Origin of the sequence: Pseudonocardia sp. SID8383 (genome assembly GCF_009864975.1) — a bacterium.
Classification (GTDB): domain Bacteria; phylum Actinomycetota; class Actinomycetes; order Mycobacteriales; family Pseudonocardiaceae; genus Pseudonocardia; species Pseudonocardia alni.
Genome location: NZ_WWFY01000988.1, coordinates 1 through 9,081, shown reverse-complemented (window position 1 = coordinate 9,081; position 9,081 = coordinate 1). Strand labels below are relative to the sequence as shown.

Annotated in this window: 9 protein-coding genes; all 9 read right to left on the bottom strand. The window is 72.1% G+C overall.

Features of this window, described 5'->3' with window-relative positions; translation table 11 throughout:
- Positions 1–1,533, bottom strand: a 1,533-nt coding sequence (locus tag GTW08_RS23625; protein WP_161152543.1) for an NADH-quinone oxidoreductase subunit G, incomplete at its 3' end; no start/stop codon positions are given.
- Positions 1,530–2,879: an NADH-quinone oxidoreductase subunit NuoF gene (nuoF, locus tag GTW08_RS23620; protein WP_073576539.1), complete on the bottom strand. Its 1,350-nt coding sequence runs from the start codon at positions 2,877–2,879 to the stop codon at positions 1,530–1,532. The genes nuoF and GTW08_RS23625, both read right to left, overlap by 4 nt.
- 4 nt (positions 2,880–2,883) lie before the next feature.
- On the bottom strand, positions 2,884–3,651 hold the full coding sequence (gene nuoE / locus GTW08_RS23615) for an NADH-quinone oxidoreductase subunit NuoE (RefSeq protein ID WP_073576540.1): 768 nt from the start codon (positions 3,649–3,651) through the stop codon (positions 2,884–2,886).
- Entirely contained in the window at positions 3,648–5,003 is a 1,356-nt protein-coding gene (locus GTW08_RS23610) for an NADH-quinone oxidoreductase subunit D (RefSeq protein ID WP_073576541.1), read from the bottom strand. Before GTW08_RS23610 ends, nuoE begins: the two co-directional genes overlap by 4 nt.
- Positions 5,000–5,668: an NADH-quinone oxidoreductase subunit C gene (locus GTW08_RS23605; protein ID WP_237454110.1), complete on the bottom strand. Its 669-nt coding sequence runs from the start codon at positions 5,666–5,668 to the stop codon at positions 5,000–5,002. The genes GTW08_RS23610 and GTW08_RS23605 overlap by 4 nt, the downstream gene beginning before the upstream one ends.
- Before the next feature lie 188 nt (positions 5,669–5,856).
- Positions 5,857–6,564, bottom strand: coding sequence for a NuoB/complex I 20 kDa subunit family protein (locus GTW08_RS32145; RefSeq protein WP_100878769.1), 708 nt, complete (start codon positions 6,562–6,564; stop codon positions 5,857–5,859).
- 7 nt (positions 6,565–6,571) lie between these two features.
- Positions 6,572–6,937, bottom strand: coding sequence for an NADH-quinone oxidoreductase subunit A (locus GTW08_RS23595; RefSeq protein WP_062397987.1), 366 nt, complete (start codon positions 6,935–6,937; stop codon positions 6,572–6,574).
- Positions 6,938–7,622: 685 nt separating this feature from the next.
- Positions 7,623–8,315 carry a demethylmenaquinone methyltransferase gene (locus tag GTW08_RS23590; protein ID WP_062403809.1) on the bottom strand — a complete coding sequence of 231 codons (693 nt, stop codon included), beginning with the start codon at positions 8,313–8,315 and terminating at the stop codon, positions 7,623–7,625.
- A 29-nt stretch (positions 8,316–8,344) separates the two neighbouring features.
- Positions 8,345–8,920 (bottom strand): hypothetical protein, encoded by a 576-nt coding sequence (locus tag GTW08_RS23585; RefSeq protein WP_073576542.1) that lies wholly within the window; start codon positions 8,918–8,920, stop codon positions 8,345–8,347.
- Positions 8,921–9,081 lie beyond the last annotated feature (161 nt).

Sequence of the window (9,081 nt, the reverse complement as noted above, 5' to 3'; positions counted from 1 at the left end):
CGGCAGCCAGCCGATCGCCGCACCGGTGCGGGCGGCGAGCGCGGACACCGCCGAGTACAGGCCCGGCGACTCCGCGGCCCGGTCCCCCACCAGGATCACCGCGCCCGGCTGCTCCAGCGCGGCGACGACGTCGGCGCCCGGGTCGGCGACGACCGCGGCCTCCGCACCGGGCACCGCGTGCAGCACGGTGGCGCCGGTCTTCTCGGCGCCGTAGCTGGTGAACGGGCCGACCTGGAAGTGGCGCAGCCCGCGCTTCCGGTACGCCTTGCGCAGACGGAGGAAGACGATGCCCGACTCCTCCTCGGGGTCGGTGCCGGCGGTGAGCACCGCCGGGGCGTTCTCGACCCGCTCGAACGTCACCGAGTCCTCGACCGTCCCGCCGGCGACGTGCGCGGCGAGGAACTCCAGCTCCTCCCCCGAGTGCGGGCGGGCTCGGAAGTCGATGTCGTTGGTGCCGGCGACGACGCGGGCGAACTTGGCGTAGGCGTAGGCGTCCTCGACGGTCAGCCGTCCCCCGGGCAGGACGCCGATACCGCCTCCGGCACGGGCCGCGAGCAGCCCGTCCGCGGCGACCTGCAGCGCCTCGGTCCAGGAGACCTCCTCCAGCGTGCCGTCCGCGCGCCGGACCAGCGGCCGCGTGATGCGGCCCTGGCTACCGGTGTAGCGGAACGCGAACCGGCCCTTGTCGCAGAGCCACTCCTCGTTGACCTCCGGGTCGTTGCCGGCGAGCCGGCGCAGCACGGTCCCGCGACGGGAGTCGGTACGCGAGGCGCAGCCGGAGCTGCAGTGTTCGCACACGCCCGGGGTCGAGCGCAGGTCGAACGGGCGCGACCGGAACCGGTACGCGGCGCTGGTCAGTGCGCCGACCGGACAGATCTGGATCGTGTTGCCGGAGAAGTAGGACTGGAACGGCTGGTCCTCGGCGATCCCGATCTGCTGGTTCGCGCCGCGTTCGAGCAGATCGATGAACGGGTCCCCGGCGATCTCCTCGGAGAACCGGGTGCAGCGCTGGCAGAGCACGCAGCGCTCGCGGTCGAGCAGCACCTGGCTGGAGATCGGCAGCGGCTTCGGGAAGGTGCGCTTGGTCTCGACGAAGCGGGAGTCCGACCGGCCGTGCGCCATCGCCTGGTTCTGCAGCGGGCACTCGCCGCCCTTGTCGCAGATCGGGCAGTCCAGCGGGTGATTGATGAGCAGCAGCTCCATGACACCCTGCTGCGCCTTGTCGGCCCGCTCGGAGGTGTGCTGGGTCTTCACCACCATCCCGTCGGCGACGGTCATGGTGCAGCTGGCCTGCGGCTTCGGCATCGGCCGGCCGCCCATCTCCACCTCGACCAGGCACTGGCGGCAGGCGCCCGCCGGGTCGAGGAGCGGGTGGTCGCAGAACCGCGGGATCACGATGCCGAGGCGCTCGCAGGTGCGGATCAGCAGCTCGCCCTTGGGGGCGTCGACGACCTGGCCGTCGATGGTGAGGCGGACGTGCCCCTCGGGGACGGGTGTGTCCTCGGTGGCGTTCCGCTCCGGTGTGAGGGTCATGCGCTCGCTCCGGTGAGTGCGGCCAGCTGCTCCGGGCGCTCGACGTCCGGCTGGTCGGCGATCAGGTCCAGGAACTCCTGGCGGAAGTACTTCACGGCGCTGGTGATCGGGCTCGTCGCGCCGTCGCCGAGGGCGCAGAAGGAACGGCCGAGGATGTTGTCGCAGACGTCGACCAGGGTGTCGATGTCGGTCGAGGTGCCCTCGCCGCGCACCATCCGCTGCAGCACCTGGACCAGCCAGTACGTGCCCTCGCGGCACGGGGTGCACTTGCCGCAGCTCTCGTGCTTGTAGAACTCGGTCCACTTCATGACCGCCCACGGCACCGAGACGGTCTCGTTGAAGACCTGCACCGCGGTCGTCCCCAGCATGGAGCCGGCCTCGGCCGCGCCCTCGAAGTCCAGCGGGACGTCGAGGTGCTCGGCGGTGAACAGCGGTGTCGACGAGCCGCCCGGGGTCCAGAACTTCAGCGGGATCCCGTCCTTCATCCCGCCGGCGAGCTCCAGGAGCTCCCGCAGCGTGATGCCCAGCGGCGCCTCGTACTGGCCGGGACGCTCGACGTGCCCGGAGACCGAGTAGATCTTCGGGCCGGGCGACTTCTCGCGCCCCATCGAGCGGAACCAGGCCGCCCCGCCGTTGACGATGGCGGGGACGCTGGCGATGGTCTCGACGTTGTTGACGACCGTCGGGCAGGCGTAGAGCCCGGCGGTCGCCGGGAACGGCGGCTTGAGCCGGGGTTGACCGCGACGGCCCTCGAGCGAGTCGAGCAGCGCCGTCTCCTCGCCACAGATGTAGGCGCCCGCACCGGCGTGCACCACGATCTCCAGGTCGAACCCGGAGCCGAGGATGTCGCGGCCGAGGTAGCCCTTCGCCTTCGCCTCGCGGACGGCGGCGCGCAGCCTGCGGATGCAGTGCAGCGCCTCGCCGCGGACGTAGATCGCGCAGAAGTTGGCGCGGATCGCGTAGCTGGTGACGATGCAGCCCTCGATGAGCGCGTGCGGGTCGGCCATCATCGTCGGGATGTCCTTGCAGGTACCCGGCTCGCCCTCGTCGGCGTTGATGACCAGGTACTTCGGCTTCGCGCCGGGGCCCGTGCCGCTGCCGTCGTCCTGCGGGATGAACCCCCACTTCATGCCGGTGGGGAACCCGGCACCGCCGCGGCCGCGCAGCCCGGAGTCCTTCACCAGCTGGATGAGCTGGTCGGGGTGGGCGGCGAACGCGGTACGCAGGGAGGTGTAGCCCTCCAGCTGCTCGTAGGTGTCGATCGACCAGGACCGCGGCGACAGCCAGCGCCTGGTCAGGACGGGCGTGATCGGGTCCGGCTTGCGCACAGGCTCTGTGGTGCTCATGCGATCACTTCTTCTCCGGTAGCGCGGGCATCGCCGGTGGCTCGTCGGGCAGCGCCGGGGCGGTCCAGCCGTTCTCCTGCGCCATCCGGGCCCCACGCACCGACTCGATCGCACCGGACGGGCCCTCGACGCGGGCGGTCGTGTCGACGCCTCCGGCGTCGTCGGTGAACCCGGCCAGCTCCAACTCGACGGTCCGCAGATCGGTCAGCGGCGCCCCGCGGGTCGGCTGCGGGCGCTCGCCGCGACGCAGGGCGTCGACGAGTTCCACTGCGGACTCGACGGTCTGGTTGTCGAAGTACTCGTAGTTGACCTGCAGCACCGGGGCGAGGTCGCAGGCCGCGAGGCACTCGGCGTGCTCGAGGGTGACCGAGCCGGTGCTGCCGGGCTCCCCCGCCGTCTCCTCGTGGCCCAGCGGACGGTCCTCGGTACCCAGCTGCGTGCGTAGGCGGGCGTAGATGTCGTCGCCGCCCAGCGCCGCGCACAGCGTGTTGGTGCACACGCTGACCAGGTGCTCACCGCACGGGGTGCGCTTGTACATCGTGTAGAACGTCGCGACCGCCGACACCTCGGCGGTGGTCAGCTCCAGCGCCTCCGCGCAGTAGCGGATGCCGTCGGGGCTGACGTACCCCTCGACCGACTGGACCAGGTGCAGCAGCGGCAGCAGCGCCGACCGGGGCTCCGGGTAGAGGGAGATGATCTCCGTGGTGCGCTGCCGGGTCAGCTCGTCGAACACCGGCGAGACGGGGCTCTTCTCCTGCGGGGGGACCGTCATCGGTCGCAACCTCCCATCACGGGATCGATCGAGGCGACGGCCGCGATGACGTCGGCGACCTGGCCGCCCTCGCTCATCGCGGGCATCGTCTGCAGGTTCACGAAGCTGGGGTCCCGGACGTGGATGCGGACCGGGCGGGTGCCGCCGTCGGACACGGCGTGCACCGCGAGCTCGCCGCGCGGGGACTCGACGGCCGCGTAGGCCTGCCCCGGCGGGACGTGGAAACCCTCGGTGACCAGCTTGAAGTGGTGGATCAGCGACTCCATCGACTGACCCATGATCTTGCGGACGTGCTCGAGGGTGTTGCCCATGCCGTCGCTGCCGACCGACAGCTGCGCCGGCCAGGCGACCTTCGGGTCGTCGACCATGACGCGGCCCGGGCCGAGCTCGTCGAGCTTCGTCACCGCCTGCTCCATGATCTTGAGCGACTCGTGGATCTCGGCGACGCGCATCCGGTAGCGGGCGAAGCAGTCGGCCTCGGTGGCCGTCGGGACCTCGAAGTCGTACTGGTCGTAGACCGAGTACGGCATGTGCTTGCGCAGGTCCCAGGCCAGACCCGCCGAGCGCAGGATCGGGCCGGACGCGCCGAGGGCCAGGCAGCCGTCGACGGGCAGGTAGCCGACGCCCTCCAGGCGCTGGCGCCAGATCGGCTGCCCGGTGAGCAGCCGGTCGTAGTCCGGCAGCCGGGAGTTCATGACCTTCAGGAAGTCGCGGACCTTGTCCTGCCAGCCCTCGGGCATGTCCTGGGCGAGGCCGCCGGGCCGGATGAACGCGTGGTTCATCCGCAGGCCGGTGAGGAACTCCAGTAGGTGGAGCACCTCCTCGCGCTCGCGGAAGCCGGAGGTCATGCCGGTCAGTGCGCCCAGCTCCATGCCGCCGGTCGCCAGCGCGACCAGGTGCGAGCCGATCCGGTTCAGCTCCCAGAGCAGCACCCGCAGGTGCTCGGCCCGCTGCGGGACCTCGACGCCCAGCAGCTTCTCGACGGCCATGCAGTAGGCGCCCTCGTTGAACAGCGGGGCCAGGTAGTCCGCGCGGGTCACGAAGGTGACGCCCTGGGTCCAGGTCCGGTACTCGCAGTTCTTCTCGATACCGGTGTGCAGGTAGCCGATGACCGCGCGGCCCTGGGTGACGGTCTCGCCCTCCAGCTCCAGGACCAGGCGCAGCACCCCGTGCGTCGACGGGTGCTGCGGGCCCATGTTGATGACGATGCGGTCGTCGTGCTCGACCTCGAGCAGGTCGTCCCAGTCGCCGCCGGTGACGGTGTAGACCGTGCCCTCGGTGGTCTCCCGGCCGGGCGCGGCGTACGGGTCGGCGGTGGCGTCGGCGGTGGTGGGGTCGGCGTCAGTCGTCACGAGTAGGCCCTCCGCTCATCGGGCGGGGGGATCTCCGCGCCCTTGTACTCCACGGGGATGCCGCCCAGCGGGTAGCTCTTGCGCTGGGGGTGGCCGTCCCAGTCGTCCGGCATGAGGATCCGGGTCAGCGCCGGGTGGCCGTCGAAGACGACGCCGTACATGTCCCAGGTCTCGCGCTCGTGCCAGTCGGCCGTCGGGTAGACGTCGACGACGCTCATGACGTGCGGGTTCTCGATGTCGAGCGCGACCTCCAGGCGCACCCGGCGCCGATAGGTCATCGACAGCAGGTGGTAGACGACGTGCAGCGGCCGGTCGACCGGAGCGCCGTCCGGCGCCGAGTAGTCCACACCGGACACGCCGGAGCAGAACTCGAAGCGCAGGCCCGGGTCGTCGCGCAGGGTGCGGGCGACCTCGTGCAGGCGGGCGGGCTCGACGTAGAGGGTCATCTCGTCGCGGTCGATCGTGACCTGCTCGATCGCAGCGCGCGGGATGCCGCGCTCGTCGAGGGCCGCGCCGAGCTCGTCGGCGAACTCGTCGAACCAGCCGCCGAAGGGCCGCTCGGCCGGGGCCGGGGCCCAGCCCTGCAGGCGCAGGCCGCCGTAGCCGGAGGTGTCGCCGGAGCCGCGGACGCCGAACATGCCCGAGCGCGTACGGGTCTCGGTCATCCTCTGCGCGGGGCGGGCGCCGCCCAACGCGTCGGAGGGGGTGGCCGCGTCCCCGGGAGCGGCCAGGTCGCCGGGGGCCTCGCCGCCCGCCATCCGCTGCTCCTCGGCAGCGGCGCCGCTCTCCTGCGACGACGAGTGCGCACCGCCGGTGGGCTCGGACCCGTCCTTGGAGGTGCCGGTCGGCTCGGTCACTTCGCGTCACCTCCGCGGGCCGCGTCGGCCAGCGACGGCAGCTCCAGGGTCTCCCCCGGCGCGAGCGCGTTCGGGGCCGGCCTGGGCTGCGAGCCCGGCTCCAGGTAGTTCGGTACGTCGGGGGTGTGCGTGGTCTTCAGCGCACCGAGCTGCTTGTGCTTCGGCGCGTACTTGACCGACGACGGCACCATCGGCGTGCGGTACCCGGACTCGGCGAGCTCGGCGGCCCGCTTCGGGCCGAGCGGCTCGTCCATGATCTTGGCGTGGATCTTCAGGATCGCGTCGATCAGCATCTCCGGCCGCGGCGGGCAGCCGGGCAGGTACATGTCGACCGGGACGACGTGGTCCACGCCCTGGACGATCGCGTAGTTGTTGAACATGCCGCCGGAGCTGGCGCACACGCCCATCGCGAGCACCCAGCGCGGCTCGGGCATCTGGTCGTAGATCTGGCGCAGGACCGGCGCCATCTTGTTGCTCACGCGGCCCGCGACGATCATCAGGTCCGCCTGGCGCGGCGAGGCCCGGAAGACCTCCATGCCGAACCGGGCGAGGTCGTAGCGCGGGGCGCCGGTGGTCATCATCTCGATGGCGCAGCAGGCCAGGCCGAACGTGGCAGGCCAGAGCGACGACTTCCGGGTCCAGTTGACCAGTTTCTCCACATTGGTCAGCAGGACGCCGCTGGGCAGGTTCTCCTCGAGTCCCATGACGGCCTCAGCTCCACTCGAGCCCGCCGCGACGCCATTCGTAGGCGTACGCGAAGGCGATCGTGGCGATGTAGAGCGTGATGGCCACGAACCCGAAGACGCCGACCGCATCGGCGACGACGGCGTACGGGTACATGAACACCAGCTCGATGTCGAACAGGATGAACAGCATCGCCGTGAGGTAGTAGGCGACCGGCACGCGACCGCCGCCGACGACCGGCTGCGGCGAGGGCTCGATGCCGCACTCGTAGGAGTCCAGCTTGGCCCGGTTGAACCGGCGCGGACCGATCAACGGCGCGGAGGCGACCGAGAACACCGCGAAACCCGCCGCCAACACGAACAGCAGGACGAGCGGGAGATAGGGATCGAGCATTCCTACACCTTCGTTGTCGCGGCGCCACCGTCGTTGGTGGTGATCGACGAGCCGGTCGCGGCGACCCTATGTCCGGTCTCCTGTGACCAAGAACCCAGGCGAGCCTTACCTGTGACGGGGTGCGGGTCACATGTGATCCGCATCCGTGCAGGTCGGCGCGCTCCGGGTCGCGTGTCTCCCACCACCCTTGTGAAAAAGTTCACGAACTGCGCGAGCAGTGTAGGACGACGCCGCCGTGATCGCGTGGGCGGATCGGGCGACGACGCGGGAGTCCTTGCGGCGCAACGCGCTTCGACGCAGGGTCAGGGGGTGGTGACGGCTGGTGCCGGGGTGCGCATCGCGGCGTCGACCCCTCGCGCAGCCGACCCCGCAGTCGACCTCCCACGCAGTCGGGCACCGACCACCGGGCGCAGGGTGACCGACCGCCACAGCGCCGACCGCTGCACCGCTGATCGCCGTGTGGCATGAGGGGCGCGACCCCGGACCCTCCCTTCTCCGAATCCGCTTACCCGGTAAGCGAATTCCGAGAAGGGACCACGTCGTCGTGTGGTGATGCCGGGCCCGGCGCAGGAAGACCGCACACGTGCAGCGCGTGCGGCTCCGCCACGGCGTCGGCCCCTGTGGCACAGGCCGCCTCCGCAGGGCCCGTCCACGAGGACCCGTGGCGGGACGGGGCGGCGGGGGCTCAGGCCGGCTTGTACGCCCGGTGCAGCGCGACGGCGCCGAAGGTCAGGTTCCGCCAGGCGGGGCGCTCCCAGCCGGCGTCGGCGATCTTCCCGGCGAGTGCGGGCTGGTCGGGCCAGTCCCGGATCGACTCGGCCAGGTACAGGTAGGCCTCGGGGTTGGAGGAGACCGTCCGGGCGATCGCCGGGAGGGCGTGGCCGAGCACCGCGTTCTGGTAGAGCACGCGGAAGGGGGCCCAAGTCGGCGTCGAGAACTCGCAGACCACCAGGCGGCCGCCGGGGCGGGTCACGCGGGCCATCTCACGCAGGCCGGCGACGGTGTCGTTCACGTTGCGCAGGCCGAAGGAGATGGTGACGGCGTCGAAGCTGCCGTCGGCGAAGGGCAGGTGCAGCGCGTCGGCGGCGGCCTTCGGGACGTCGCGGCGGGCGCCCGCACGCAGCATGCCGAGGGAGAAGTCCGCAGCGACGCACCAGGCGCCGTCCTTCGCCAGCTCGACGGTCGAGACCGCGGTCCCCGCGGCGAGGTCGAGGACCTTCTCGCCCGGGCGCAGGCCGAGGGCCCGGCGGGTCTGGATCCGCCAGTAGCGGTCCTGCCCGCCCGACAGCGCGGTGTTGGTCAGGTCGTAGCGCCGGGCGACGCCGTCGAACATGCGGGCGACGTCGGTCGGGTTCTTGTCGAGCTCGGCGCGGGACACGGGCACAGCCTACCGACCCGGCGGCCGGCTCACCGCTGTCCGAACTGCTCGCGCAGCACCTCACGCAGGCCGCTCAGGTAGTCGGCGCGGACCCGGGCGGCGACGCCCGCCCACTCGGCCGACGGCGTGCTGACGCCGTTGCCGTCGCCGGTGAAGGCGCCCATGCCGTGCAGGGCGATCCAGCGGTGGTCGTAGTCGTACGGCGCCGCCCGGTCCCAGGCGACGGCGCGGACCGCGGCCCGGCGGACCCGGGCCGGGTCGGCGAAGGCCCACCGGTTCACCGGCTCGCCGAACCGGTCGCGCAGCACGGCCAGCGCCTGGGCGGCGGTGGTGTCGGTGCAGCGGCAGGCGTCGTAGCGGGCCCGCAGCTGGCCCGCGTAGAACCAGCGGGCGGCGTCGGGCATCGCGCCGTCGGCGACGAGGTTCTCCGACAGCGCGAACAGCACCGGCGGCATCTGCCGGTGCGGGGCGTCGAGGACCTCGGCACGGGCGGCGGCACGGGCCGCGGGCGCGGGGTCGAGCAGCCGGGACATCAGGCGGACGGTGGCGGAGGTGTCGACCGTGGCGAGCTCACCACGGGGCGCGACGACGACGGTGCGGCTCATGGGACCACCGTCGCCGCCGGGCCGCGGTCACGGATCCGCACGACTACGCAGGCACCCTCCCCGGCCGCGTCGGCCCGGCCGGGCACCGGCCCGACCAGGCGGGGGTCCGGTCGGGCGGAGGTCCGGTCGGGCGGAGGTCCGGCAGGGCGGGGGTCCGGCAG

Bases quoted from the DNA above. Each gene is read 5' to 3' on its own strand.
- nuoE (WP_073576540.1), bottom strand. From the start codon at position 3,651: ATGACGGTCCCCCCGCAGGAGAAGAGCCCCGTCTCGCCGGTGTTCGAC.
- nuoF (WP_073576539.1), bottom strand. From the start codon at position 2,879: ATGAGCACCACAGAGCCTGTGCGCAAGCCGGACCCGATCACGCCCGTC.
- GTW08_RS32145 (WP_100878769.1), bottom strand. From the start codon at position 6,564: ATGGGACTCGAGGAGAACCTGCCCAGCGGCGTCCTGCTGACCAATGTG.
- GTW08_RS23595 (WP_062397987.1), bottom strand. From the start codon at position 6,937: ATGCTCGATCCCTATCTCCCGCTCGTCCTGCTGTTCGTGTTGGCGGCG.
- GTW08_RS23605 (WP_237454110.1), bottom strand. From the start codon at position 5,668: ATGACCGAGACCCGTACGCGCTCGGGCATGTTCGGCGTCCGCGGCTCC.
- GTW08_RS23585 (WP_073576542.1), bottom strand. From the start codon at position 8,920: ATGAGCCGCACCGTCGTCGTCGCGCCCCGTGGTGAGCTCGCCACGGTC.